We start from the raw sequence: 24,653 nt of genomic DNA on the forward strand, positions 1-24,653 counted from the left end.
AAATTGTCTTTACTTTTCTCCAATATTTCCTCTTTTTCTCCAATATTTCCTCCTGACTCGGTCCTCCTGACTCCTGAGGACTCACAACATTTATTTATAAGTATTCAACCGTTAGCGTAGCTCCCCCTCCGGGGGAACATGATATAAGTAGGGCTTGCTGATTAATTCTCAAAGTATTGATAAATAAAGGTATTAGCCTTTTTGGGGTTCAAAAAAGTGCCAGCTTTTCGGTGCCTGTGAGCTGCAAAAAGCTAGTATTTTGGGCTGACTATGGTAGAAAAATCCCAAATTGACAATTCTTGCTCCTACCTCCTCGCTCATTCCCATTCCTCCCCTCCTGGGAGGGGGAGGGGTGAGGGGTGGGTTGTCTCCTGTCTCCAGTATTCCCCTCCTGGGAGGGGTTAGAGGTGGGTTGTCTCCTACCCCTACTAAAAGACTAGTGAAGCGCAAACCCTAAGTAGACAAAGAAAAGCAAGGAAAAACAGGAATTGTTCCAGTTAAAGCTAGATGGGTCATAGAAAGAACTAACCCCTGGATGGAAAGATGTAAATTATGAGTCAATGTCTAGAGTGCTTTGTAGACAAGACCTCATTTTTTCAGCTAAGATGCGCACACTGGGTTCTGAGAGAATCTTACTATGAGCGCCATGAATGTTATAAATTTCTAGTCCTTCTTCAGCTACACCTTCCCATCCATTTGTAGGATCGGAAGATGTTATAGTTGTATGTTTAGCTTTAAAAAGAGTTATTTTACCCGGATATGAATGTGGTGTATAGCATTGAGGAGATACAGACGGAGAATTTATTTTGTGATGCTTTTTAGTAACATTAGAAATTGATGACCTAATAGATAGATATAATTTTTTAGGAAATTGGGTAAACAACTTAGTTAACAATTTTTGTACCTTGTCGAATAAGTAAGGTAGTCTCTCTTGAGGTTCAAATAATAGAAAATTACCCCAATGAATATCAATATTTCGTATCACATTTAAAATTAATTTCTGGAAACGAGAAATCTTGTTCCAGTTTGGGGGAAGCTTAACATTTGGATGTATGGTATCAAACAAAATTAACTTGGCAACTGTTTGACCTTGTGCGTGAAGCTGTTTTGCCATTTCAAAAGCTACATTTCCTCCATTAGATACACCTAATAATATATAAGGTCCTTGGGGTTGAAAAGCTTGCATTTCTTGAATGTAGTGAGCTGCTAAATCTTTAGTAGGAGGTAGAGAAACTTTTTCTTCTTTCCCTTTTTTTGCCGCTAATCCATAATTTAGCCCATAAATTGGTTGTCTTTGACCCAAGTAACTTGCCAAAGGTCGGTAAAAACTTAAACCTTCACCGAGAAGATGAATAGCGAATAAGGGTGTTTTATCGCCCAGTGGTTGAATAGGGACTAATGATTGCCAAGATGATGACCATTTCTCTTCAGATAAAATCTTCGCTAGTTTTTCAACTGTTGGAGCTTGAAACAGAGCAGCTAAAGGTAAATCTTTGTGAACAATTTTTTCAATTTCAGCCAATAGTTTAACTGCCAAGATAGACTGTCCTCCTAAATCGAAGAAATTATTATAGATTCCGATAGGTTGAATTCCTAAAACTTTTTCCCAAATCTGAGTCAGTTGGCGTTCTAATTCGTTGCGAGGACCAACAAATGTATGTTCTAACGTTTGCTGAATGAGTGCATCTATCCATTTGATGATGGCATCAAATTCACCAGCTTCCAAACTCTGTTTAAGTTGTAAGCGTTTAATTTTACCCGTTGCTGTTCTCGGAATCGCTGATTTTTCAGTTAAAACTATATAATTGGGATTTATACCCAAGGTTTGAGTTACTTTTCCCCGAATTTGTTTAGCTAAATTGGCTAATTGACTTTCTTCCGTAATTAGTGTATTGAAGAAAATAGCTAACTCATCAGTATCACTTTCTTGTTGTCGAATATTACAGGCAACAGTATAAGAAGGTTCAACCCCTTCAACTGCTTCGACTACTAATTCAATTTCCTGACAGGAATAATTCTTACCATTGATAATGACGATCTCCTTTTCTCGTCCTGTCACCGTCAGGTAATTGTGATTGAGAAATCCTAAATCTCCAGTATTCAACCAACCATCTTCTGTAAAAAGCGTCCTATTCAATGTTGGATTATTGTAATATACACCAGTTCTGTTGACACCCCAAATCTGAATACGACCAACCTCACCCTCATTGAGTAAATTATCCTGGTCATCAACAATACGAATCCCACAACCCGGTAAAGGTTTACCAATTTGCACAAATTGTTCGCCACGCTGGTTATAACCCATTGCTATCCACTCACGGTTACTAGCAACAACTCCCGTTTCAGAAAGACCATAACCAACATTAAGGACATCCGCACCCAATCCCAATGGTTGTAAGGTCTGTAAAAAAGAACGGCAAGTTTGAGGCACAATTTTTTCCGCTCCTAAACCAATGGTTTCGATTGAAGTCAAATCCCAGTGAGGTTCGGAAATTTCCTGAATTTGCTCCATAATCTGTGTCATGGCAAAATTCGTTAAGACCGTTCCCTTCACCTTGTATTGATCGACAATATCTAACCAAAGTATAGGGTTTCCGAAAAAGCGTTCTGCAGGAAGATAAAGAGTTTTTCCTGATTTCGGGTTGACAATACCAAATCCTGACGCATTATCAAAAGGAACCCAAGTCAAGGAGCAGTAAGATGATTCAGATTTCTCATTCCCTGACAAAAATTGGCTAATAACTGTAACCGCATCAAAAGAAATCAGTTTTGGAGTACCTGTTGTACCGGAACTGGTGAGCAATAGAGCTAAATCTTCAGGTTGGTTGGAATGGAAATTCTGACTCGGAGCAAATTCTTGAGATTTTTCGATAGTTAGTAGGTTAGGAGTAGAATCTTTGAGAATATCGTTAATTGTTTCTGTCAGATTCTTGGTTGTCAAAATTACAGGATTATCTAACCCTTGCCAAACCTGTTGCAGTTTGGCATTTTGAGTAGTTGTGTTAGAACTATTGGGAGAAATTGTCACAGGTACGGCGACAAAACCACCCAAAAAACAACTCCAAACCGCTGCTACAAAATTATGACAATGTTCAAGATGAATGATGACAAAGTCCCCAGGAGATAAACCTTGTGCTTGTAAGTAACCGAGTAAGGTTGTGGACTGTTGCCAAAGCTCACCATAAGTTCTGGTTACTCCTTGCTCTTCCCTCAAATCAATTATTTCGCTTTCAGAAAAGCGTTCGATTTTTTGTTTTAAGGTTTCTGCTAGGGAGGATACGAACTCAACAGTTCCCGTCACTTTTTCCCCGTAGGCGATCGCTGCTGCTTTTTCTCCTATTTCATTCTTAGAGAACCCATCTAAACCTAAATTTGCTTGTAATTGAGTATCAATTTGTTGAAAATAATCAAAACGCTTGATGTGATTTAACGTTGCTTCTTTAACTGTCAAAAATTGGGCAGTTCCCGGTCGTAGATTATAAAGAAAAGACCCATTTCGTTGAAAGTCTAGGTCAGACACATCTGAGGGGATTTGAAGTTGAGTAATTTCTTGGTTAATCTGAGCAAGTTGTCTTTCTAATTCATTAAAAAGATCCTGACCTACCGGAGTGAATTTGGCATATTTGCGCAACTGCTCAAGTCCGATTTGCAGTTGTAAAGGAATCTTAATAAGTTGACTTTTGGTAAAGTCTAAAAGTTCACCAGTAGGGTTTGCTCGATAAACATTTAACCAGAACTGAGCAACGGGTGTATAAACATATATGGCATGGAAAATTCCTCGTAGGGGACGCAAATCTAAACGCCAAGGCGAATAATACAAATTGTTACCTTGACTCTCTTCAACTGAGTCCAACAAAAGGGGATTATTTTGTTCAATCAAGAATAAGCGATTATGGTGAAACTCGTGAATAAAGTTATCAGCTAATCTATAAGGATTTTCAATCACGCTACAAATTAGAGCGCCAGAAAAATCTGAGCTACTGAGGTTGGTGAAATTTCCTACACCTATCGGTTTGAGAGCTAATACCTGCATAAAATAATGCAATTGCTCAAAACTCTGAGGATGATATTGCTCAATCAGTGCTAGTCCATCTTTGACTAGAGTGACATATTGCCCCTGATACTTCATTCCTGCTTCAACAACTGCTTGACCATCTGGAAAAGCTGGAGAATTAAAACAATAAGGTTGAAATCGTAATTCCCGACTGGGAAGTTGAATGGTTGGGCATTTGCCTACTTTCAAATTTTCGTCACCTAATGTTGCATCTGGGGTTAATTCTAGGGTTTGTTTGTTGTTTGTGACTACAACTTCTAATTTTTCTGAATTAATACCGTAAATTTCTATTTTTCCATTCCCTTCTAGGTAAAGAGATGTACCTGGAATTGCTACTGGTAAATGACAAATTAAAGGGGTTTTAAATTGATAACTTTGCTGAGACAGAAAACCGTAAGCAAGTGCAAATAACTTAAACTGATTGAGGTGAAATATTAGTGCTTGAAGAGGTGTTTTTTGTTGAATTGCCTGACAATATTCTTGAGTAACGAGGGGTAAAGGTTTCTTAGTTATGGTTGCTGTGACTAGGTCTAACGCCAATAGACACCAATGATTGGCAAAAGGATCTGACCAAATTAAGCTAAACTTTTCTGATGCTTCTGTAGCGATTTGATGATAAACTTCTAAAAATTCTTGAATCTCCGAAATGTCTTCCTCAGAACCTTCAAACCTAGGGTGACGCATCAAAACTTGTTGTATGGCGATCAGGGTATTAATATTCTGCTGTTGGCGATCGTCAAACAGTTTAGGGTCAGTCCAAAAAAAACTTGATTGACCAAATTCATATTGATCTTCACCTATTTTAAGGTCTAGCTCTGTGTTTATTGACATTACAGCTCCATCTACATCTAATAGAATAACTTTACTTTTACATTTTCAGGACTTACGCTTTCCCAACCAATAAACCGGGTTTATTGCCCTGCTCTTGTTGTTCAAACCACGAAATTTCCTTTATAAACCCGGTTTCTGCGTAAGTCCTGATTTTAATATTATAGTAGGGACATTGTATACAACGTCCCTACTGTTTGAGTTGGTTACTTATCCATAGGTATTCATGGTTGAACCAACAGCATTTCAATCTCGATCTATTTGGAAGAAGGCTAGATCAAATCCTTGATTTTAGTCTACTCTATTAGTTAAAAATAGGGCCGCCGCCAGGGTTGCCTCCGCCGCCGCCAAACTCACCACCAGTAGCGCCGCGAGCAACGAAGCGAACAGCACAGTTGCTATTTTGTTGTTGCCCTTCCATCTGTGCAATTAAATTGCTGATTTGTTCTTTTTGTTCTGGGTTGAGTTGGCTATAGTTAAGACTTTTCATGGTTGTTTCCTTTTATTATTGAGGCATTTCAATGTCGATCTATTTGGGAGAAGGCTAGATCAAATCCTTGATTTTAGTCTACTCTATTAGTTAAGAATAGGGCCGCCACCAAACTCACCACCAGTAGCGCCGCGAGCAACGAAGCGAACAGCACAGTTGCTATTTTGTTGTTGCCCTTCCATCTGTGCAATTAAATTGCTGATTTGTTGTTTTTGCTCTGGGTTGAGTTGGCTATAGTTAAGACTTTTCATGGTTGTTTCCTTTTATTTGGTTATCTTTAATCACAACGATAATCTTAAAAAAAAACAAAAGCAATAGGAAGTTATAATTTTAATCAAATCTTCATCAAATCTTCATCAAACTAGGCTACATCTTCATCAAATCTTCATCAAACTAGGCTACTTTTCTCGGCGTTGCTGAAGCACGTGTATGATATTAATCCTAATTACTTAGGAGTCAACCCACCCGCGCGCCCCTCCCAGGAAGGGGAGTCAGGAGTCAGGAGGAGAGAGAATTACAAAGAACCTATCCCACTAATAAGACTTTTGCTAAAAACTCTAAATATGTTGATAGTTAAAAACGAAAAATCAAGCTTTTAAAACACATTTTACTTAAACAAATAAACTTGTTAAAAATAGTGGGATAGCTTCATCATAATTTGACTATTAATGGGATATATTCTTATATTATCGGCAATTTATTCCCCCTGTTGCCAGATGAGCTGTTGCCTGTTGCCTGCGCACAGCGCTATATTAGACATCTCCTATAATAAAAAATAAAATCAATTATCACACTAGATATATCAATTATTTCCCCTCCTGGGAGGGGGAGGGGCGAGGGGTGGGTTCCCTACTGCCTACAGCAAAGCTGCCTACTGCCTATGGGTGGAGGAGATGTCTATTAGAATAGAAAGTATTGAGGGACAATGATAATTTTACCATTCCCACACTTTCTTGATACACTACAGGAATATCCCAAATTTTTGCTCCGTTTCCAGTGTTCCCTCTTGAATTTATAGCAATGAGCGCTGGTATATTTACAAATTGTAGTAGGGGCAAAAGAGCTAGAAGTCTTATATTATCGGCAATTTATTCCCCCTGTTCCCTGTTCCCTGTTCCCTGTTCCCTGTTCCCTGTTGCCTGTTCCCTGCGCACAGCGCTATATATCATGTCCGGATAATAGCGTGATCAAAAACCTTTTCCCTTCTAACCTTTTCTTTCCTTCTGCCTCCTGCCTCCAGCATAGCTGCCTTACCTTCTCCAAAGTGTAAGTATTCAACCGGACATGATATTACACCTACCACCTAAGAACTTTATGAACGCACTACCCGAGCGGGCGTGATACTAAGGACTCGTGCAAAAATAACCTGAACAGTTTTTTTGATAGAAGCTATATTTCACAATTTATCCCAGATAAAATTTGTACAACTTATTTTTACATGGCTCCTAAGTGCAATTTCTACTCAACTTTTCATCCCTTTAAATCTATCTTTCGCTGACTCAAACGCCTCCTGCATAACACCTTGAATTTTCTTTGGATCTGGCTTTTTCCCTCCCATCAAATCTCCGAAATAAACACAGGCACTCTCACCTAACGCCCAAGTATATGCAGCAGACCAAGAAGCAGCGATCGCGCTCCCGAACCCAGGCACAAATTTAATCAACTCTCGCCCTACTGCTTGAGCAACAAAACCTCCACCAATAACACTAACAACTCCTCCTGCTTGAGATGGCGATATTGTTTGCCCATACAAATTTCCTAATAAACCTACCATGGACACTTGCAAAGCTGTTAATACTGGCATTGTGGCAAAAGGTAGAGGTACTGCTGCTACGGTGGCTGCCATCATAGTAAATGATAAAATATAACGTCGCCCCACATCTCGATAAATATTACCCAGTTGTTTGCTTGCTTGTTCGTCTAATAATTGATAAATTGTTTGTGCTTCTGCTTCTGGAAGTAATTCTGCTAAACTATCTCGAAAGGCTTCTAAACCATAAAATACAGGATTGTAGTCATCCTCTTCTAGGGTAAAATCGATAAGTACAGAGCGATCGCTCAACTTCCCAAAATCTTCCTGAATAGAAACAAAAGCACGGTTTATTTCTTCATATTCTGGAGGGTATTTGGGATGGTCATCAGTAGGGTTAGGATAAACTTCATGGAGACAAGTTACTGCTAAAAGACAAGGAATATTTGGATATTCTTGTCGCAACTGTTGTGCTATCTGTCGTAATGTATCGGTAGCAAAATCATTTATTTTTACGGTCAAAATCAAGATTCTGGCGCGGTTACTTTCCTGCTGTAATTCTCCGAGGAGTTCGTCAATAATAACTGGTGTTTCCTGTTTCACATCTCCCAACCCCACAGTATCAGTGAAAATCAATAAGGGCAAATCGTCGGAAGGATAAGCATAACGTTCGGTATGTTGGGTATGAGGGCGAAATCCTTGACCGACTATTTCTGGGGAAACTCCTGTTAAAGCACGCACGATGGAACTTTTACCTGCTTGGGGTTTACCAATTAATAGTGCTTCAGTGGTGGGAAGTTCTGCGCGTACTTTTGTTAATATTTCGGCTACTTTGGCTTCATCAATGCTAAACCATTGCACTAATGTTTGTGCTGCCCGGTCTACGGGTAACAGTTTCATTACACGGTTGCTGGTATCATTCCAAACTTCAGCGATACGATTTTTCCAAGAGTCTTTTTTTTGATCTTCAGTCGGTTGATGAAACTGTTCCGAATCAGTTGTTGTTTGGTTTATATCATGTTCCTCAGTCATTCTGAATATAGTAGGTAAATCTATAGGTTGACACTCCCCGTCCTAGAAGGACGGGGATTCTTTGATCGACGACCCGTCTTGCTCAACCAGACCGGAGTCAGGAAAAGTAGAGGACAGATCTCCCAAAGCGTTCGGATCAATGATCCAGGTTCCGGTGTGCCCCACCGTACCCAAGGCTATGTTTAGAATGTTGATTGCGGCGTTGTGGTCGCGGTCTAACTTGCAACCACATTTACAGACGTGAGTCCTAGTTGATAGCGACTTCTTCACTACCTCGCCGCACTCAGAGCAGTTTTGGCTAGTATATGCAGGATTTACAGCAACTGTGACTCTGCCAAATTTAGTGCCAAAATGCTCTAACCATTTTCTAAATTGATACCAACCTGCGTCATTAATAGACTTAGCTAGACAGTGGTTTTTCACCAAATTCTTAACTCTCAAATCTTCGTAGGCGACCAAGTCATTAGACTGGATTACGCAGCGCGCCAGTCTCTTGGCGTGCTCTTCACGTTGTCTACTTATTTTAAGGTGTTGTCTACCTAGTCTATTAACTGCCTTCTTACGATTGGATGAGCCTTTCTTTTTCCGAGAAACTCTGCGCTGATCAAACTTTAAACGTTTCTCCCCAGTCCTATAAAAACGGGGATTAGGTTCGGTGTTTCCTCTGGAATCAGTATAGAACTCTTTTAGTCCTACATCCAGTCCCACAGTCGCGTCAGCAGGATTTAATTGCTCCGTGACATCCACAGAGACGCAAAACTGAACATAGTAGCCGTCAGCCCTTTTGACTATGCGAACTCGCTTAACCTGCTTCTTGTCGAAGCGCCACAAGTCCCACGTACCTTTGAGTTTTAGCTTCCCAATTCCCTTCTTGTCGCTGAAAGTGATCGACTTTTTGTCAGGGGATATTTTCCATCCTGACTGCTTATATTCGACCGATCTACAATGCTTCTGGAATCGGGGGAACCCTTTCTTTCCAGGTACTTTCTTTTTGCAATTTTCAAAGAAACGAGAAATTGATGACCATGCTCTCTCAGCCGCAGCCTGTCGAGCTGTTGAGTTCAATTCATTAGCAAAAGGGAATTCTTTGGCCAGTATCTTGCAGTATTTACTAAGGTCGTACTTTCCTGTTCCCTTCTTATCCATCCACAGGCGAATACAGCTGTTTCGGATAAATTTAACCGTCCGAATAGCTTCATCAATAGCTGCATATTGGTTAACTTTGCCGTATGCTTTGAACTCAATAATGATCATCGAATCTCGACCTCCTTCGATATAATCTTACGCTAACACGCCTGACGAAAACTATCAAGTCTAGTTCTAAGAAAAGCCGTCCTAGAAGGACGGGGCTTTAAACCCAATTTTTTCGGTAAGTGGACTTATTTTATAAATGATTTGAAATAAATTTTATTCTGATTTTAAGTTTATCATGTAGAGAAGCTCTTTCTAGGCAAAAGTTTCCAATTTCCTTTTTGTAGATTTTTTTAGAATTGTTTTGCACTACTAGAATCATCACTTTTTCTAAAATTTATGACTATCCACAGGGTAGAATATTTGCTTCTTTTCTCAGTTTTAAAAGATGGTGAATTCCTCAAAAATGTTGCATCAGATTGGCGACTTTGTCATACAGAGGTAGCAGCAGCAAGCGATCGCTTGTTTCAGAATGGGGATATATTAGTCCTACTAACTACTAAAGAGGGAGTCAGGACTCCAGATGTGGTCTTAACCCTGTCCCAAATTAAGGCTGCGTTGGACGGAAAATTAAATATGGGTTACTACTTAAGTCCTCAAGGTGGAGCCAGGTGGGAAGCTCTATGTCATCCAGATTGGAATTGGTTTTACCAACAGAGTACTTTTTATGAGCGAAGAGAATCATACATCATCTGTTCCAGAATTTGATTAGAAGGTGCTTCTGTTACCCCGGAAAAAAATTTTCCTTATTGGAGAAAAATTTCTTTTTACAAATCGTTTATTTGGCACAACAACATTATCTACATAATATTGTTGGTTTGTGGGAGTAGAGACGTTGCATACAACGTCCCTAGAAACTTTCAATTTTCTCTTCCTATATTCTTACCCCTTCCTTCGTTTAAAGATTTTACCATCAAGATAGACTCAGACCGAAAACCTAACTTCTGGTAAAGATTAAGAGCGGGTTGGTTAGAGACAAACACTTGCAAACCAATTTGCCGATCGCCCCTAGCTTTTGCCCAATTTTCTGCATGGGTAACTAAAGCTGTACCGATACCAAGTCGTCTATGGGATGGGGAGACATACAGCAGAAATATATGAGTTACCCGATCGCCCTCTACCTGGTCTATGGCATTCCCCAACCACAGACAACCTATTGGTGAAGTTACAGGTTTATCTATGACCTCAACCCACCAAATAGGAGTTTGAGTTGATAAATAGCGATCGACTGTTTTAGCAAGATGGCTAAAATTTTGCTCTGGGAAAAGTTCTTGATAAGTCCAATGCATAAATTTAACCAGAATTGCTCTGTCTATACCGGAACCCTTACGAAGTTGGTAATTTGGAATTAACTTGCTAACCACTGAATATTACGAGAAATGAACATTGGGTGTGGATAGCATTGCCTCTTCTTGAGGATAACTTAATTCCTCTGTGGGAGCGGGTGCTGCTAGATCCCCTGGTAAAAAGATACGAGCGCTGACTGCTACCATAGCAATTAAAAATATGACGACTACGAGAAATGGAGCAATATATTGACGAAAAATTTGCATGGTTTTTGTATTAAATAGGGAGTAGGCAGTAGGCAGTAGGCAGTAGGGGAAAAGAATTGATAATTTTTGTAAGAGGGAGTAGGCAGTAGGCAGTCATTTCAGTTATCAGTTATCAGTTATCAGTACCTCTAGCTGTTTCGCAGCATTCCGTAGGAAAGCAAGAGGCTTGAAATACGGAATTCTATTTTCTCTTGGTCGATTAGATATGGCGAGGAAACCTCACCATCTCTCGACCGCTTTTTATCCCCTTAAAAGGGGAGGCGCCTATACCACGATTTTTCGGTAACTGCGCTTGATCTGTCGCTCCGCGACAAAAACTTTCTCCTCCTCTTCTCTCCCGACTCCTGGCTCCTGACTCCTGACTCCTGACTCCTGACTCCTGACTCCTCCCTAGACAAAATCGTCATCATCTAATCCTGGTCTTGGCATTGGCAAAATTTTTGATTTATTGAGCTGTTGCAACCAAACCCAACCGAGAACTCCAATAATTAGGAAGATCCAGCCAATGTTTGGCTTGAGCAACAGAAAGCCACCAGTTGCCAAAAGTGCCCCAAATAATAATAGTATAGATGCGAGTACCTTTTGTAAATCTTTACCTAAATCCTGTGCTGGAGATAAACCTGTTTTCATCCTTTGCTGTTTCCAACCAGGGCCACCGGGAAGTGTTCGTCGATAAAATTCGTCTAAAGTTGTATCAGACTCTCGTGGGGTTAAAAACATTGCTGTTACCCAGAGTAATGTTACGGTGCCAGTAATAAACATAATTCGCAAACCAAAGTCTTCAATTTTGAAAGCGGGAACTAAACTTGTTGTCATCCCTACGAAAAAACTAGCGACAATAGCGGTTAATTCTGCTGCTGCATTCACCCGACACCAAAACCAACGTAATATTAATACTAATCCTGAACCTGTTCCGATGGCTATTACTAATCTAAATACTGTTGCTACATCTGTTGCTAAAAATGCGGCAATTGCTCCTAAAACTGTTACTAATAGAGAAGAAAGTCGCCCCACTAAAACTAATTGTGGTTGAGTTGCATCAGGTTTAATAAATCTTCTATATAGGTCGTTAGTAATAAAAGAAGCACCCCAATTAATTGAGGTAGAAACTGTACTCATAAATGCGGCGACTAAAGAGGCAACAACTATACCTAAAATTCCTGGGGAAAGAAAGTCAATCATTAATTTGGGATAACCCAATTCTCGGTCTTCTAAATTAGGGTAAATTACAATGGATGCTAGAGCTACTAAAATCCAAGGCCAAGTTCTAATAACATAGTGCATGATATTAAATAACCAGGCTGCTTTTTCTGCTTCTGTTTCATTTTTCGCTGCTGCAAATCTTTGTACAAATTCTCCACCTCCATCACTTCGTCGCCAAGACCACCATTGAAGGGCAATATAAGCAAAAAATGTACTGGCAGTTATGCCTGCTGTTTTACTAAAATTAATCAAAGTATCGCCATTTTTACCAATAGTTAAAGGTGAAAGGGATAAAATATCTTTGTCTGGCATTACTTCAGGAACTTTTGTTATTAATTCTTGGATGCCACCGACACTATTAACAGCAAAAAAAGCGACAATAATTGCTCCAAATAGTGCTAAGAAAAATTGGAAAAAGTCTGTGGCAACTACTCCCCATAAACCGGATAAACCTGCATAAATTAATACAAATATACTGACACCTATAACACTTAGTAATTTGAGATTATTTTCACTAGCATCAATGCCTAAATTTTGCCAAATTTCTAATGCTTCGACAACTTTAACCATGGCTAACATAGCATAACCAATGGCAATACAATTCATGGGAATAGCAAAGATAAAAGCTTTAACTCCCCGGAGAATAGCAGCCATATTTCCACCGTAACGAAGTTCAGTTAATTCCGCATCAGTAATAACTTCCGAACGTCGCCACATTCTGGCAAAAATATAAATCATTATTACATGGGAAATACCAAAAATCCACCATTCCCAATTACCAGCAATTCCTCGGTTAGCTACAACTCCAGTAATATAGAGAGGAGTATCTATAGAGAAAGTTGTCGCTGCCATACTTGTGCCAGCTAACCACCAAGGAAGCGATCGCCCAGAAACAAAGAAGTCTGCTAAACTTTTTGAACCTTTGCGAGAAAGATATAGTCCCATCCACATTGTTAAGATGAGGTATATTAAAACAATCAGCCAATCAATTAGTTGCATAAATTTGTGTTTAATTGGGAGTCTGTGTGTGTGTGACTGTTTTTTGAGCACATAGTTTCAAACTTAAGAATATCATGGATTTTATAGATTAATTTACTGTTTATATTATTTATAGCAATCCTAAATAAAAAGATTAGAAAAAAAGGAAGGGGTTAGTATCATATAAAAAAATGCTAAAAAGCCAAGCTGAACCTAAATTATATAGCAGAATAAAGAAGGAAAAATATTGCTTTGTCTGAGTTTTAAGCTTTTTATATGTCCGCGCCCTTTGCTTCTACTGCTATATGAGTAAAAAAAACGCAATTAAGGGAATAATAGATTTATATTATGTGGATGAAAGCGGATTTAGTTTAGTGCTATATTTACTTTAACCACAGCAAAAAAAAGGATAAAAAGTATAAAGTAATATGAGTATAAGGTTAAATATTTTATAATTTATCAAAAAAAATAATCAATTTAAAAGTTATGTATTTGAAGGTTTTTTTAATAATATAATGATGATATTCTGCATATAAAAATTAAGTAATAACCTCTAAAAATTAACATTATTAGTAATAAATAATGCTTCTTTTTAGCATGTTCAAAAACTCTATAAGTGACAAACAGAATAGAAAAATAAGGATGAATAATATTATTTTTATCTACAGCTTAAAACTCAGACAACGCCAGATTTTTCCTTCTGCCTTTCCTAGGTCATGCTGGGCAAACAGCATAGCTGCTTTCTTCCTTCTTTCTTCTTTCTTCTTTCTTCTTCCTTCTTCCTTCTGCTATATCTTTACATCTGTAAAACTGGTGGGGACTTTCCATGAAAAGTCCCTACTACTTTGCCAGTTGGTAAACTCTAATCACTACCTAAAAGACTTACTAATAAAGCTTTTTGAGCGTGCATCCTGTTTTCTGCTTGATCCCAAACTCGCGATCGCTCTCCTTCTATCACTCCATCAGTAATTTCTTCATCCCGATGAGCTGGTAAACAATGCAACACGATCGCATCATCTGCTGCACTTTCTACCAACTTTTCATTAACCTGATAAGGCTGAAAAATAGGTATTCGACTATTAGCTTCCTCTTCTTGTCCCATACTTGCCCAAACATCAGTATAAAGTACCTGAGCACCCTTAACTGCCACTTGGGGATCTTCAGTAACTATAACTTCACTCTTACCATTAGTAATAGCTTTTGCTTGCTCCACAATTTCCACATTTGGTAAATAATTTGGTGGAGTTGCTATCCTGACATTCATCCCTACCATTGCACAACCTAACAGTAAAGAATTTGCCATATTATTACCATCACCAAAATAACTTAAAGTTAATCCATCTAGTTTGCCAAAACATTCTTGAATGGTCAATAAATCAGCCATTACCTGACAAGGATGTTCCCTATCTGTGAGAGCGTTAATTACAGGAATTTTTGTATAACTTGCAAAAGTTTCTAAATCTTTTTGCTCAAAAGTACGAATAGCTAAAATATCCAAATATCGGTCTAAAACTCTAGCAGTATCAGCCAAAGGTTCCCCACGACTAACTTGAGTAACATTAGGATTCAAATCAATAACTTGACCTCCCAATTGATACATTGCCACGGTAAAACTTACCCTAGTTCGTGTCGAAGCTTTAGAAAATAATAACCCCAAGACTTTATTACATTTGAGATTTATTTTACCTGATTTAAGTTTGCTTGCCAGTTGTAAAATTTCTTTTAATTCATCAGAACTCAAGTCTGCTAAACTTAATAAATTTCGTCCTTTTAAACTATCCATAATTTATCACTAATGTCAGGTTACCACTTATATTGTTTCAGTTAACATTGGAATTATTCAAAAAGTTGAAGCAGGTTTCATAACTGGGGTGAAAATTTTTACACCAAATTATTTATATTTCAAACCCGCCATGACAAATTCCAAAGCTACTAGAATTAATACTATTTCTTGATAAGTATAGTTTTACATTTACCAACTATTTAGAGCTAAGACTTTATAATGTCTTTACTCTAGTAAGTTAAAAGTTAATTTGGTTCAATCTATAACAATTTTTCCTCAAGTCCCAAAACAGCCGTCGAAGCATAAAGGCCACAGTCAGATACCTAATACCAATTTGATCAGTGTTTGTTACAAATAGTATCGGCAAAGAAGAAGTAAGAAGTAATAAACAAATCATAAAAAATCTAAATAGGTAGCTTAAAGGATTGGAGAGGTTCTTTTTAGGCATAATTTTCAGCCTTTTTTTTGTAGCATTCTATTTTTAAATTGGTATAACTAGGTTCATAAATTTTTGACTATTGGTTGAGTCTTGATGTAGCTGCTATTTGTCCTGCTAAAATTTGGCCACTATCTTCATACCTACTCTGGATGTTAGTCTTTTTCCAGCCACCAGAGGTATAGTTCTAAATTTGCTAATGGTTAACTAGCAGTAAATAAGAATGTATGAAATTAACTATGCAGAATATTTACTTGTCGGTATTCCTGATGTTTCAGTGCTGTAAAAAAAGCCAAATTAAGGATCAAATTTTACAGAATCTTAAGTTGTAGTCACAGCAACTCCTATAAAATCTAAAAAAATAAATTTACATTTTCAAAGACCATAAAAAATATTTACCAAGGACTACTAATAAGAGTAAAACCTGACCAATAGAAAGGATGAGAAAAATCTGTTTCTCCCAATATTTGTAAACTCTGAGGTAAAGAAATTTATACTCTAGAAAATTTCAATTTTTTATTTGTTAAATACACATCTCCTTGAATCATTTTAATTTGAGTTTTCCTAATTGTTTCGGCTTTCGTTGCTGCTGTTTTTAACTGTTCATAAAATTCACTCATTAAAGCTAAAGTACCAAGATCGTTAACATACCACAAACTTGCTAATGCAGATTGAACTCCCGCTTGTAAAGCTAATCCAGCAAAACCTAACTCCACATCTCGATCTCCAACGGCTGTTTTACAAGCACTTAAAACTAATAATTCTGCAGGAGGATTGTTCCAATTAATCTCTTGAATTTCGTCTAAATGGAGTTGAGTATCCCACAATTGAATATAAGAATTTTCGGGTTTTCCGGGTTTAAATTCTGCATGAGTTGCTAAGTGAATAATATTAAAAGATTGATAAGAAAGTTGATTTTTTAAGTTTTTTAAGGTGAAGTCTTGATTAAGAAATAATTTTCCAGGCCAACCTCTAGAAATATTTTTAGCTGAGATATTTTTTATGAGGTTTCTATTAACAATTGTTGATAGTTCAATTGGAACAGCAGGTAAGGGATTTTGGGCAGGAAATTCTGAAGCACCCATTGCCAAAATTCTGGCTTTTTGAATGGGAGTATAATTGGAATCGATTAAATTAAATGCAGGAATAATTGCTAGGCTATATTTCTCTACTAAAAATTGTTTTCCATCATGTAATGCTGCTATTGGTAGAGTACGCAAACCTGTTCCGAAACAAAACAATATTGTGTCTATTCTTTCTTCTTGAAGATTGGCTTCAAAGGGTTTAATTATCGATTTATAAAGTTGTTGGGTCAGACTTAAGTAAGAATTTGTGAAAAGCATCTGAGGATTAGTAATTTCATTATTAAATAATTTGACTTTACGAATGAGGCTTTCACGTTTGAGGGAGTCAATATCTTGAACTAAAGGTTTTTTTCCAGGATAAATTCAAAACAAAATGTAAATATTTTGATTCAGGAATTGCCCAAAATACGGCAGGTCTTATATTACTTTTTTGGCTAATTTCTAACAATTTTTGAGCAATGTCATTACCCGTTTTTGAAACTTCTGAAATTTCTCGGTCAAAATAATCTTCAAATTCTTTTTCTAGTCTTTGTTCCATTTTCATGACTTTTTCTGACAGGGTGAGATTAGAACTGATATTGTATCTATCTGTCTGACTTATATTGACATCTTCAGAAAGGATTTTGTCTGAATTAAAACTAAGCATAATAATTAGGGAAAGAATTAACCAAAAAATTGTTAGACTAACTTTGTATTTGCTCTTAGGAGAGAAGAATTTTCGGAACATATAATACTTGGTTTAATGAATTGAAGATTTAAAACTAGATTTAAGGTATTTGTCTACCCTTGGAAAATAATATAGCAATTCCCAAGAAGAGTGAGGTACAAAATTCCTTGATTTTAGGGAGTAGGGAGTAGGGAGTAGGGAGTAGAGAGTAGTAGTTCTAGTTCCGTAGGAATCTATAAAGAAGAAAAACAACTGTACCTCATTAGTTTGGGAAACGCTATATTAGCCAAGTAGGAAAGTATATTTGATGGCACATTCCGGATATTGCATAGATGATTAAATTCCTACTCTATCTACTCTCCTCTCTCCATATTTTACTAAACCCATCTACGACAAATAAAGATAAATTACTACATAAAAAATGGTATCACACCTATTCCCATAGGACTCCTGACTCCTGTCTTCCCCTCCTGAGAGGGGGAGGGGCGAGGGGTGGGTTGACTCCTAAGCAGTAACCTAAATATTTGTAGCAAAGATTTATCAAACTGGTAGAACTCAGTTTATATTTCTCTTTACTAATACCAAATTCAAAAAAGGCAGTTATACCAATTTTATATGAGGTTGCATAGAATGATGAAATTTATTAAATCGATCTATCTTTATCTACGCTTACCTACGGTCTATTCTGCTTGAAATATTATTCTATGCAGCTTCATCTCAATTTGGTATTACATCTTAATTTGTGATTTCTTCCTAAAAGAAAAAATTATAAATTCCATAAATTATAAAATTTCCTCTTTTTTCCTCTTTAATATTTATGTTTTTCTTTCCCTGTTCCCTGTTCCCTGTTCCCTGTGTCGTCACTGTAGCAATATTTTATGAAATTGGTATAACGATAATTTGGTTTGTTTTTACTGTGGATACTTCAGCCTGGTTAAAGTTGATCAACGTGGTATTCTATTTAAGACAAAATAAATATTTATATAAAAGAATGACAAACATTACTCCCACAGAAACTACTCCTAAATTGCTAGTTGTCGCTACTGGTAATCCGGGGAAATTTCAAGAAATGCAGGAATATCTAGCAGATTTGAATTTACAATTACAACTAAAACCAAAAGATTTAGAAGTTGAGGAAACTGAGGAAACTTTTCTAGCTAATGCTCGCCTCAAAGCTAGTGTTGTGGCCAAAGCTACTGGAAAATGGGCGATCGCTGATGATTCCGGATTGGCAGTAGATGCTTTGGATGGCAGACCAGGTATTTATTCTGCTCGTTATGCTCCTACTGTTGCCGAACAAATAGAGCGAGTATTAACAGAATTGGGAGATAATTCTAATCGTCAGGCACAGTTTGTCTGCGCTCTTGTCATTGCCAGACCTGACGGCACAATTGCATTAGAAACAGAGGGAATTTGCCGTGGAGAAATTCTATATAGTCTCCGTGGAAATGATGGGTTTGGTTACGACCCCATTTTTTATGTTCCTTCACAAGAAAAGACTTTTGCGGAAATGTCTGCTGAAATGAAGCGATCGCTATCTCATCGCGGTCAAGCTTTTCAAGTATTACTACCTAAGATGAAAGCTATTTTTGCCTAGTTTTCTGGGATACTATTTCTTTGATTAGCAGGGAACAGGGAAAAGTGGGAAAAAAAATTTCCCTGTCTTGCGGTTCATAATCAGTCTATACCAATCGCCTATCTTAAGACCATTTCACAATCCACCATCAGGTGATTTTTCTGAATATACCCAATTTTCTTCCCTATTCCCTGCTTGTAGTGCTATGCTTTCTAATAAGTATCGACGAACCGTATCAGCCTCTGTCACCGAACCAGCTAACGCCTTAATCAAAGCTGCTTGAGGGCGATAACGAAGTAACTCGGAAGTTGATGTAACCCAAATAGGTATAGGTCTAAACGTTCCTTGGGCTTTATCTAGAAGAATATTCATTGCCTCTACATTACCCATTTTGTAGAAAGGTCGCTTGGACATCACCTGAGATAAATCATCAAGGACGGTGTATTCTAAGGTTTCTCCTTCACGTTCAACCGCAAAATGTTCGCCACGAGCGAACTTCTTATTAACAAGAAAGGAATATTCTGGGTGAGCATAGGCAAATAACTGTAGACTCTCTTTAGTAAAAGAGGCATCACTCCGAAACCACTTCCCATCTAAATTTACCAAACAAAAATAGTGCCGAATATTTTTAGTAACCTTAAACCGATAAGCAGGTGGTAGAAATGGTATCAAGTATTTCGCTGCCACATTAGCTTCACCGTACTTAGCTTCAATTCCTAGTGCCCGTAATAATGCTACCTGTAAATTAGCTTTAGTCGTACACATTCCAAAACCAAATTCAAACGTTTGGGAAGCTTTGACAAACCAAAAGCCAAATCGGTAAGGCATTGTTCTCACATAATCCCAAATATTGATAGCTGATTCCCAATCATCCTTACCTTTCAATAGGTTAGCTACATAACGAATAGAAGGATGGTCAAAATCGCAATGATTAGTAACAATATCCTTTGCTACTTTAATCTCCTCGGTAAATTCCATCATTCTAATTTCCATATAAGGAGCAATTCCAATTAAGAGGTGAGACATCAAAATAGTTGTTTCTACATCATCTTTTTGAAATAATTTATCTCGAGTAACACACCACAAAGTGCAGCCATTTTCTCCGGCTTTTACTGTGCCTACACGCTCAGTTCCCAAAATAAAACCATTTTCGCCAATAAAATCTCCTGGGCCAATCCAAATTTCCGTGTCACCATAGTATAAAAAGACTTCACCTTCAAGTGTTATGTAGAGATGTTCTGATTTATCCCCATGAGTATACAAAACTTCATTTGGTCCTAAAACTACTTTTTTACCTAACCACTGTATTTTAAAAAGGACTTGTGGGGAAATCATCGTCGATAACTTTGTATCTGATAGCATTTTTAATTTTTGTACTAAACTATAACGTCTTAGTTTTTGTATATAATTTTCTAGTTTAAATTATAGCAAGTTTTTAGTTAAAATGAATTTATACTTAGGGCTTGATTTTGGCACTTCGGGAGCGCGTGCTGTGGTTATTGACTCTAACTTTCAAGTTAAAGCACAAACACAATATGTCTGGGAAAATACTCAACAAAATAAATTGCCTCATGTTTGGCAAACGGCTTTATTTAATCTAATTTCCCATATTCCCCAAGAAATGCGAGGGGAAATTCGAGCGATCGCTATTGATGGTACTTCGGCAACTGTACTATTGTGCAATAGTTATGGTGAACCTGTGACTGAAGCGCTTCTTTACAATGACAGTAGGGGAGTGGCAATGATGGATAAGTTGAAAAGTATTGCTCCTTCTAATCATCCTGTTATTAGTGCGACTTCTAGTTTTGCAAAGTTGTTATGGTTGATTGAAAATATTTCTCTGTCAAATCAAACTTATTATTTTTTGCATCAAGCTGACTGGTTAGGGTTTTTGCTGCATAGAAAACTAGGAGTGAGCGACTATAACAATGTTTTGAAACTAGGTTATGATGTCGGCGACTTATCTTATCCAGACTGGTTGACTGATTTTGTTAATTCTGAAGTTGGGGGAAATATTCTTTTACCTGAAGTCGTCACACCAGGTGCAATAGTGGGGAATGTTACTCCAGAAGTTGTTAATAGTCTTGGTCTCTCTCCTGAATGTGTTGTCTGTGGGGGTACAACAGATAGCATTGCTGCTTTTATCGCTAGTGGTGCTAATACTCCGGGAGAAGCAGTAACTTCTTTGGGTTCGACTCTGGTGCTAAAACTGTTGAGTCGCACTAGGGTTGATGATGCTAAATATGGAATTTATAGTCATCGTCTTGGAGATTTGTGGTTAGTCGGTGGTGCTTCTAATACTGGAGGTGCTGTTTTGCGACATTTTTTTACTGATGCTGAGTTGTCAAGTTTGAGTAGTCAAATAGACCCTAATACTGAAAGTGGGTTAGATTATTATCCCTTGCTACAAAAGGGCGATCGCTTTCCGATCAATGACCCAGAATTACTGCCAAGATTAGCGCCTAGACCAGAAAATTCTGTAAAATTTATTCATGGTTTGCTTGAAGGTATTGCTAAAATTGAATTACGAGGCTATGAATTGTTGCAAGCATTAAGCGCAGCTACACTCACCAATGTCTATACTGCTGGGGGCGGCGCTAAAAATCCTATTTTTACAGCGATTCGGGGACGGTATTTACAAGTACCTATTACGAAAGCTGTTTATACAGATGCAGCCTATGGTAGTGCTGTTTTAGCAAGTCGTCAGTTTATTGCACAATAGTTTTGAAATTTTTAACCGACCCACAAAAGCGATCGCCTTGGGGAATGGAATTTTACTTACACAGAGGGTAAATTAAGGTTTTTGCCTGATTCTAGCAATAGAATAGAGCCATCAAAAAAACTTCAACGTTATAGTTTTTCAACGGAATTCTTACCCACAAAAGCGATCGCCTTGGGGAATGGAATTATTGCACCGACGGTAAATTAAGACTTTTGCCAGACTCTAGCAATAGAATAGATAAATCAAAAAAACTTCAACGTTATAGTTTTTCGACGGAGGTTTGTATTTATCTATTGTACAATAGTTTTGAGATGTTTAACCGACTCACAAAAGCGATCGCCTTGGGGAATGGAATTTTACTTACACAGAGGGTAAATTAAGGTTTTTGCCTGATTCTAGCAATAGAATAGATAAATCAAAAAAAACTCCAACGTTATAGTTTTTCAACGGAATTCTTACCCACAAAAGCGATCATCTTGGGGAATGGAATTATTGCACCGACGGTAAATTAAGGCTTTTGCCAGACTCTAGCAATAGAATAGAGCCATCAAAAAAACTCCAACGTTATAGTTTTTCAAAGGGGTTCTTATTTATCTATTGTACAATAGTTTTGAGATGTTTAACCGACCCACAAAAGCGATCGCCTTGGGGAATGGAATTATTGTACCGACGGTAAATTAAGGTTTTTGCCAGACTCTAGCAATAAAATAGATAAATCAAAAAAAACTCCAACGTTATAGTTTTTCAACGGGGTTCTTATTTATCTATTGTACAATAGTTTTGAGATGTTTAACCGACCCACAAAAGCGATCGCCTTGGGGAATGGAATTATTGTACCGACGGTAAATTAAGGCTTTTGCCAGACTCTAGCAATAGAATAGAGCCATCAAAAAAACTCCAACGTTATAGTTTTTCGAGCTATCTTTGATATCAAATCCATTTAATTAGGTATAAAAATAATGTAGCAAACATTTATCACACTTGGTATAACATCATATCCGGATGATTAAGTATCATAAAAATATTCTCCCCTAAATATTGAAGAAATATCTCACATTTTCGCTCCGTTTCCAGTGTTCCCTCTTGAATTTACACCTATAGCAATGTTCGCTGGCATATTTACAAATTGCAGGAGTTGTCCAATAGCTAAAATTCTTATATTATCAGCTTTTTATTCCCCCTTCCGGAGCTGTTCCCAAATGAGCTGTTGCCTGCGCGCAGCGCTATACCATCGCGCCACCTAAGAATTTTATGTTCGCAGCGCGGAACGGAGTTCTATCGCGCTACCCGAGCTGACATGATATAACATGGTCATAACCTACACTCAAAAAGACCGTAATTTATCTTCATATTTTAGGAAGGTCTTGCTAAGATTTAAGTCCAGGTAGTTATTGCTAAAGTTTGTACTTTTACAAGTTGATCGGGAAAGTATTGATAGATTATTTCTTACTAATTTACTAATTAAATTAGAATTTATAGTATTTTATTAGGACTTATTAGTTATTTATACTTATTGAATTTTCTTGAAGAATTATTGAGAAATTGCTGGCAATATTAGGTCAGGATCAATTTTAAGCTTCAAACTCACCCATCTGGATGAGGCAAAAATCATCTAAATGAATGGGTTACTTTTTGAGTAATTTTAGGAGATAATAAAAAGTATCGAGTTGAGATGAACTTTATGAACAATGTTGTACTTTGCGAAAACAACAAACTCGTTGCTCAGGTTGCTAAATTAAGCGGAATGAGTTCTATTGAAGCAGCAAAATCATTATCCGCACTTGAAAGATTTACTACTTCAGATTTTCGTAAAATTAGACGGGCAGATAAAGAAGGAAAAAACGAAGGGAATGTTAAAATTCTTAACAATTTTATGCACAAAATGCCCGCTTATGATGGTGATATTTATCGGGGTATGTCTTTTAGTGAAAAATCAATAAAATCTTTTATTAAACAATTAAAACCCCACGGAGATTATACTTTAGATTCAGTCACCAGTTTTACTTGCGATCCAAAGATTGCTGAGACTTATTCCGGTCATTGTTACCAAGTAGTGATTCGGGTAAAGCATAATCATTCGGGAGTGTCTATTAGTGATTTTTCTGCAATGTATAGTGAAAGCGAAGTTTTAGTTCCCAAAGGTACTAAATATGAGGTAACTAATGTGCCCAAGGAAGTTAAATTAGGGAAAGTAAATTATGTTGACCTAGAAGAAATTTCCATTGAAGGGAATAATTTTGAGCATAATTAACCTTTGACATCCTCCCCGGCCTAAAGGCAGGGGGATTCCTACCGAGCCGTAGCTCCTCGGCGGGTTGACGTTTTGCTGGCGCAAAGCTCCGCTAACACAGGCTGCTGCACCCACCCCTCTTGCTCCCCTCCCGGGAGGGGATGGGGGTAGGTTACGCTTGCCTCCGCGTCCGTTTTTTGTCTCGGACTGCCCGCCCGCAACCAATATATTGATTGCTGCATTTTCATCACGGTCGTGTTTTGTACCACAGTTGAGACATTCCCACTCCCTTACTGAAAGGTCTAACTTTCCACCCTTGAATCCACAACATGAACACTTTTGTGATGTTGGTTCCCACTTGCTAATTACTCTAAAATCACGACCGTATTTTTCAGTTTTTCCTTCTAACAGTGTCCTAAATTGTCTCCAACCTAAATCTGATATGGCTCTGGATAATTTACGGTCTCTTGGTGCGCGTTCCGCAAGCGAGCTGTCGTCGTCGCGGGGTCGCACCGCTTTTTCACCATACCAGAAACGTTTAAATCTTCTAAAACAACTGTTTGGTTTTCACGAATTATTTTAGTAGATAATTTATGCAGAAAATCTGTCAAGCGTATCTTTTAGTTTGGCATGTTTGCGTAGCATTCTGTAGGAAAATTTGGCAACTCTTACTCTCGCTTTCTCATACCTTCTAGACCCCTTAGTTTTATGAGATAATGACTTACTTAACTTTCGATGCTTCTTAATTCTTTTCTTAAGTGGCTTAGGAGCATCAACTTTTGTACCGTCACTAAATGTAGCAAAGGTTGAAATGCCTAAATCTATACCTACTGAATTATCAGTTTTAGGTAAAGTTTCTGGTTGTATTTCTACTACAAAACTCAAGAAATATCTATGAGCTGAATCTTTGATTACTGTTACTGATGATGGGGCAGCGGGTAACTCTCTTGACCAGACTATTTTCAGCTTTCCAATCTTAGCCAAATAAACTTTATGTTGACCAACTTTAAATCCTCCTTTTGTAAACCTAGCAGTTTGCTTTGACTTTCTACTTTTAAATTTAGGAGGTTTTATA

At 37.6% G+C, this 24,653-nt stretch carries 24 protein-coding genes; 7 read left to right on the forward strand and 17 right to left on the reverse strand.

The genetic code is table 11. The features are described 5' to 3' along the window. Nucleotides 1–192: 192 nt before the first annotated feature. The 6 genes from F6K06_RS20070 to F6K06_RS20095 all read right to left on the reverse strand — a co-directional run bounded on the left by F6K06_RS20070 (nucleotide 193) and on the right by F6K06_RS20095 (nucleotide 9,408). Nucleotides 193–450: a hypothetical protein gene (locus tag F6K06_RS20070; RefSeq protein ID WP_287240784.1), complete on the reverse strand. Its 258-nt coding sequence runs from the start codon at nucleotides 448–450 to the stop codon at nucleotides 193–195. 100 nt (nucleotides 451–550) lie between these two features. Next, on the reverse strand, nucleotides 551–4,885 hold the full coding sequence (locus F6K06_RS20075; protein WP_124155396.1) for an AMP-binding protein: 4,335 nt from the start codon (nucleotides 4,883–4,885) through the stop codon (nucleotides 551–553). A gap of 301 nt (nucleotides 4,886–5,186) precedes the next feature. Beyond that, nucleotides 5,187–5,372 (reverse strand): hypothetical protein, encoded by a 186-nt coding sequence (locus F6K06_RS20080; protein ID WP_124155395.1) that lies wholly within the window; start codon nucleotides 5,370–5,372, stop codon nucleotides 5,187–5,189. A gap of 86 nt (nucleotides 5,373–5,458) precedes the next feature. Next, entirely contained in the window at nucleotides 5,459–5,623 is a 165-nt protein-coding gene (locus F6K06_RS20085; protein ID WP_161564691.1) for a hypothetical protein, read from the reverse strand. A gap of 1,211 nt (nucleotides 5,624–6,834) precedes the next feature. Then, the gene (locus tag F6K06_RS20090; RefSeq protein ID WP_287240781.1) at nucleotides 6,835–8,154 is read right to left on the reverse strand and encodes a GTPase family protein; all 1,320 of its coding nucleotides are present in this window, start codon (nucleotides 8,152–8,154) and stop codon (nucleotides 6,835–6,837) included. 42 nt (nucleotides 8,155–8,196) lie between these two features. Continuing rightward, nucleotides 8,197–9,408: a transposase gene (locus tag F6K06_RS20095; protein ID WP_287240779.1), complete on the reverse strand. Its 1,212-nt coding sequence runs from the start codon at nucleotides 9,406–9,408 to the stop codon at nucleotides 8,197–8,199. Nucleotides 9,409–9,684: 276 nt separating this feature from the next. Here F6K06_RS20095 and F6K06_RS20100 point away from each other — a divergent pair, with 276 nt between their 5' ends. After that, the gene (locus F6K06_RS20100; protein ID WP_124155392.1) at nucleotides 9,685–10,053 is read left to right on the forward strand and encodes a hypothetical protein; all 369 of its coding nucleotides are present in this window, start codon (nucleotides 9,685–9,687) and stop codon (nucleotides 10,051–10,053) included. Nucleotides 10,054–10,205: 152 nt separating this feature from the next. On the opposite strand, the gene F6K06_RS20105 is transcribed toward F6K06_RS20100, so the two are convergent. The 7 genes from F6K06_RS20105 to F6K06_RS20135 all read right to left on the reverse strand — a co-directional run bounded on the left by F6K06_RS20105 (nucleotide 10,206) and on the right by F6K06_RS20135 (nucleotide 17,583). Further along, nucleotides 10,206–10,634 (reverse strand): GNAT family N-acetyltransferase, encoded by a 429-nt coding sequence (locus F6K06_RS20105; protein ID WP_375340278.1) that lies wholly within the window; start codon nucleotides 10,632–10,634, stop codon nucleotides 10,206–10,208. Between the two features lie 81 nt (nucleotides 10,635–10,715). After that, on the reverse strand, nucleotides 10,716–10,898 hold the full coding sequence (locus tag F6K06_RS20110; RefSeq protein WP_124143773.1) for a hypothetical protein: 183 nt from the start codon (nucleotides 10,896–10,898) through the stop codon (nucleotides 10,716–10,718). 390 nt (nucleotides 10,899–11,288) lie between these two features. Next, the gene (locus F6K06_RS20115) at nucleotides 11,289–13,100 is read right to left on the reverse strand and encodes a sodium:solute symporter family protein (protein ID WP_124143772.1); all 1,812 of its coding nucleotides are present in this window, start codon (nucleotides 13,098–13,100) and stop codon (nucleotides 11,289–11,291) included. Nucleotides 13,101–13,941: 841 nt separating this feature from the next. After that, nucleotides 13,942–14,862, reverse strand: a complete 921-nt coding sequence (gene argF / locus F6K06_RS20120; RefSeq protein WP_124143771.1) for an ornithine carbamoyltransferase — start codon at nucleotides 14,860–14,862, stop codon at nucleotides 13,942–13,944. A 927-nt stretch (nucleotides 14,863–15,789) separates the two neighbouring features. Next, complete coding sequence (locus tag F6K06_RS20125; RefSeq protein ID WP_240038817.1) at nucleotides 15,790–16,641, reverse strand: CHAT domain-containing protein; 852 nt, start codon at nucleotides 16,639–16,641, stop codon at nucleotides 15,790–15,792. Nucleotides 16,642–16,708: 67 nt separating this feature from the next. Beyond that, nucleotides 16,709–17,029, reverse strand: coding sequence for a hypothetical protein (locus F6K06_RS20130; RefSeq protein WP_240038816.1), 321 nt, complete (start codon nucleotides 17,027–17,029; stop codon nucleotides 16,709–16,711). A gap of 431 nt (nucleotides 17,030–17,460) precedes the next feature. After that, nucleotides 17,461–17,583: a hypothetical protein gene (locus F6K06_RS20135; protein ID WP_287308856.1), complete on the reverse strand. Its 123-nt coding sequence runs from the start codon at nucleotides 17,581–17,583 to the stop codon at nucleotides 17,461–17,463. 458 nt (nucleotides 17,584–18,041) lie between these two features. On the opposite strand from F6K06_RS20135, the gene rdgB reads away from it, so the two are divergent. Continuing rightward, on the forward strand, nucleotides 18,042–18,647 hold the full coding sequence (gene rdgB, locus F6K06_RS20140) for an RdgB/HAM1 family non-canonical purine NTP pyrophosphatase (RefSeq protein WP_124143770.1): 606 nt from the start codon (nucleotides 18,042–18,044) through the stop codon (nucleotides 18,645–18,647). 114 nt (nucleotides 18,648–18,761) lie between these two features. On the opposite strand, the gene F6K06_RS20145 is transcribed toward rdgB, so the two are convergent. Further along, nucleotides 18,762–19,988, reverse strand: a complete 1,227-nt coding sequence (locus F6K06_RS20145; RefSeq protein WP_124143769.1) for a cyclic nucleotide-binding domain-containing protein — start codon at nucleotides 19,986–19,988, stop codon at nucleotides 18,762–18,764. An 82-nt stretch (nucleotides 19,989–20,070) separates the two neighbouring features. Between F6K06_RS20145 and F6K06_RS20150 the strand changes: the two genes are divergently transcribed. The 5 genes from F6K06_RS20150 (at nucleotide 20,071) to F6K06_RS20170 (ending at nucleotide 23,599) form a co-directional block, all read left to right on the forward strand. After that, complete coding sequence (locus tag F6K06_RS20150) at nucleotides 20,071–21,348, forward strand: FGGY-family carbohydrate kinase (protein ID WP_124143768.1); 1,278 nt, start codon at nucleotides 20,071–20,073, stop codon at nucleotides 21,346–21,348. A gap of 81 nt (nucleotides 21,349–21,429) precedes the next feature. After that, nucleotides 21,430–21,555 carry a hypothetical protein gene (locus tag F6K06_RS20155; RefSeq protein WP_275670305.1) on the forward strand — a complete coding sequence of 42 codons (126 nt, stop codon included), beginning with the start codon at nucleotides 21,430–21,432 and terminating at the stop codon, nucleotides 21,553–21,555. Between the two features lie 5 nt (nucleotides 21,556–21,560). Beyond that, nucleotides 21,561–21,728, forward strand: a complete 168-nt coding sequence (locus F6K06_RS20160; RefSeq protein ID WP_287240771.1) for a hypothetical protein — start codon at nucleotides 21,561–21,563, stop codon at nucleotides 21,726–21,728. Between the two features lie 137 nt (nucleotides 21,729–21,865). Beyond that, nucleotides 21,866–22,024: a hypothetical protein gene (locus F6K06_RS20165; protein WP_287240769.1), complete on the forward strand. Its 159-nt coding sequence runs from the start codon at nucleotides 21,866–21,868 to the stop codon at nucleotides 22,022–22,024. Nucleotides 22,025–23,029: 1,005 nt separating this feature from the next. Further along, the gene (locus F6K06_RS20170; protein ID WP_161564375.1) at nucleotides 23,030–23,599 is read left to right on the forward strand and encodes an ADP-ribosyltransferase; all 570 of its coding nucleotides are present in this window, start codon (nucleotides 23,030–23,032) and stop codon (nucleotides 23,597–23,599) included. Here F6K06_RS20170 and F6K06_RS34095 read toward each other — a convergent pair. The 3 genes from F6K06_RS34095 to F6K06_RS34105 are packed head-to-tail and all read right to left on the reverse strand — an operon-like array spanning nucleotide 23,555 to nucleotide 24,652. After that, nucleotides 23,555–24,091: a zinc ribbon domain-containing protein gene (locus tag F6K06_RS34095; protein ID WP_205127631.1), complete on the reverse strand. Its 537-nt coding sequence runs from the start codon at nucleotides 24,089–24,091 to the stop codon at nucleotides 23,555–23,557. The genes F6K06_RS20170 and F6K06_RS34095 overlap by 45 nt on opposite strands. Beyond that, a complete protein-coding gene (locus F6K06_RS34100; protein ID WP_287274869.1) occupies nucleotides 24,010–24,189 on the reverse strand; it encodes a transposase in 180 nt (59 codons plus the stop codon). Before F6K06_RS34100 ends, F6K06_RS34095 begins: the two co-directional genes overlap by 82 nt. After that, entirely contained in the window at nucleotides 24,170–24,652 is a 483-nt protein-coding gene (locus tag F6K06_RS34105; protein ID WP_338043136.1) for a transposase, read from the reverse strand. Before F6K06_RS34105 ends, F6K06_RS34100 begins: the two co-directional genes overlap by 20 nt. Between the last annotated feature and the right edge of the window lies 1 nt (nucleotide 24,653).

This window comes from Okeania sp. SIO1H4, from assembly GCF_010672695.1.
GTDB classification, from domain to species: Bacteria; Cyanobacteriota; Cyanobacteriia; order Cyanobacteriales; family Microcoleaceae; genus Okeania; species Okeania hirsuta.

What these genes read in the sequence shown, in the direction of transcription:
- F6K06_RS20080 (WP_124155395.1), bottom strand. Translation starts at nt 5,372, where the DNA reads ATGAAAAGTCTTAACTATAGCCAACTCAACCCAGAACAAAAAGAACAA.
- F6K06_RS20105 (WP_375340278.1), bottom strand. Translation starts at nt 10,634, where the DNA reads ATGCATTGGACTTATCAAGAACTTTTCCCAGAGCAAAATTTTAGCCAT.
- F6K06_RS20090 (WP_287240781.1), bottom strand. Translation starts at nt 8,154, where the DNA reads ATGACTGAGGAACATGATATAAACCAAACAACAACTGATTCGGAACAG.
- F6K06_RS20130 (WP_240038816.1), bottom strand. Translation starts at nt 17,029, where the DNA reads ATGCTTAGTTTTAATTCAGACAAAATCCTTTCTGAAGATGTCAATATA.
- F6K06_RS20085 (WP_161564691.1), bottom strand. Translation starts at nt 5,623, where the DNA reads ATGAAAAGTCTTAACTATAGCCAACTCAACCCAGAGCAAAAACAACAA.
- rdgB (WP_124143770.1), top strand. Translation starts at nt 18,042, where the DNA reads ATGACAAACATTACTCCCACAGAAACTACTCCTAAATTGCTAGTTGTC.
- F6K06_RS20170 (WP_161564375.1), top strand. Translation starts at nt 23,030, where the DNA reads ATGAACAATGTTGTACTTTGCGAAAACAACAAACTCGTTGCTCAGGTT.
- F6K06_RS20075 (WP_124155396.1), bottom strand. Translation starts at nt 4,885, where the DNA reads ATGTCAATAAACACAGAGCTAGACCTTAAAATAGGTGAAGATCAATAT.
- F6K06_RS20125 (WP_240038817.1), bottom strand. Translation starts at nt 16,641, where the DNA reads ATGCTTTTCACAAATTCTTACTTAAGTCTGACCCAACAACTTTATAAA.
- F6K06_RS20115 (WP_124143772.1), bottom strand. Translation starts at nt 13,100, where the DNA reads ATGCAACTAATTGATTGGCTGATTGTTTTAATATACCTCATCTTAACA.
- F6K06_RS20100 (WP_124155392.1), top strand. Translation starts at nt 9,685, where the DNA reads ATGACTATCCACAGGGTAGAATATTTGCTTCTTTTCTCAGTTTTAAAA.
- F6K06_RS20150 (WP_124143768.1), top strand. Translation starts at nt 20,071, where the DNA reads ATGAATTTATACTTAGGGCTTGATTTTGGCACTTCGGGAGCGCGTGCT.
- F6K06_RS20145 (WP_124143769.1), bottom strand. Translation starts at nt 19,988, where the DNA reads ATGCTATCAGATACAAAGTTATCGACGATGATTTCCCCACAAGTCCTT.
- F6K06_RS20110 (WP_124143773.1), bottom strand. Translation starts at nt 10,898, where the DNA reads ATGCAAATTTTTCGTCAATATATTGCTCCATTTCTCGTAGTCGTCATA.
- argF (WP_124143771.1), bottom strand. Translation starts at nt 14,862, where the DNA reads ATGGATAGTTTAAAAGGACGAAATTTATTAAGTTTAGCAGACTTGAGT.
- F6K06_RS20095 (WP_287240779.1), bottom strand. Translation starts at nt 9,408, where the DNA reads ATGATCATTATTGAGTTCAAAGCATACGGCAAAGTTAACCAATATGCA.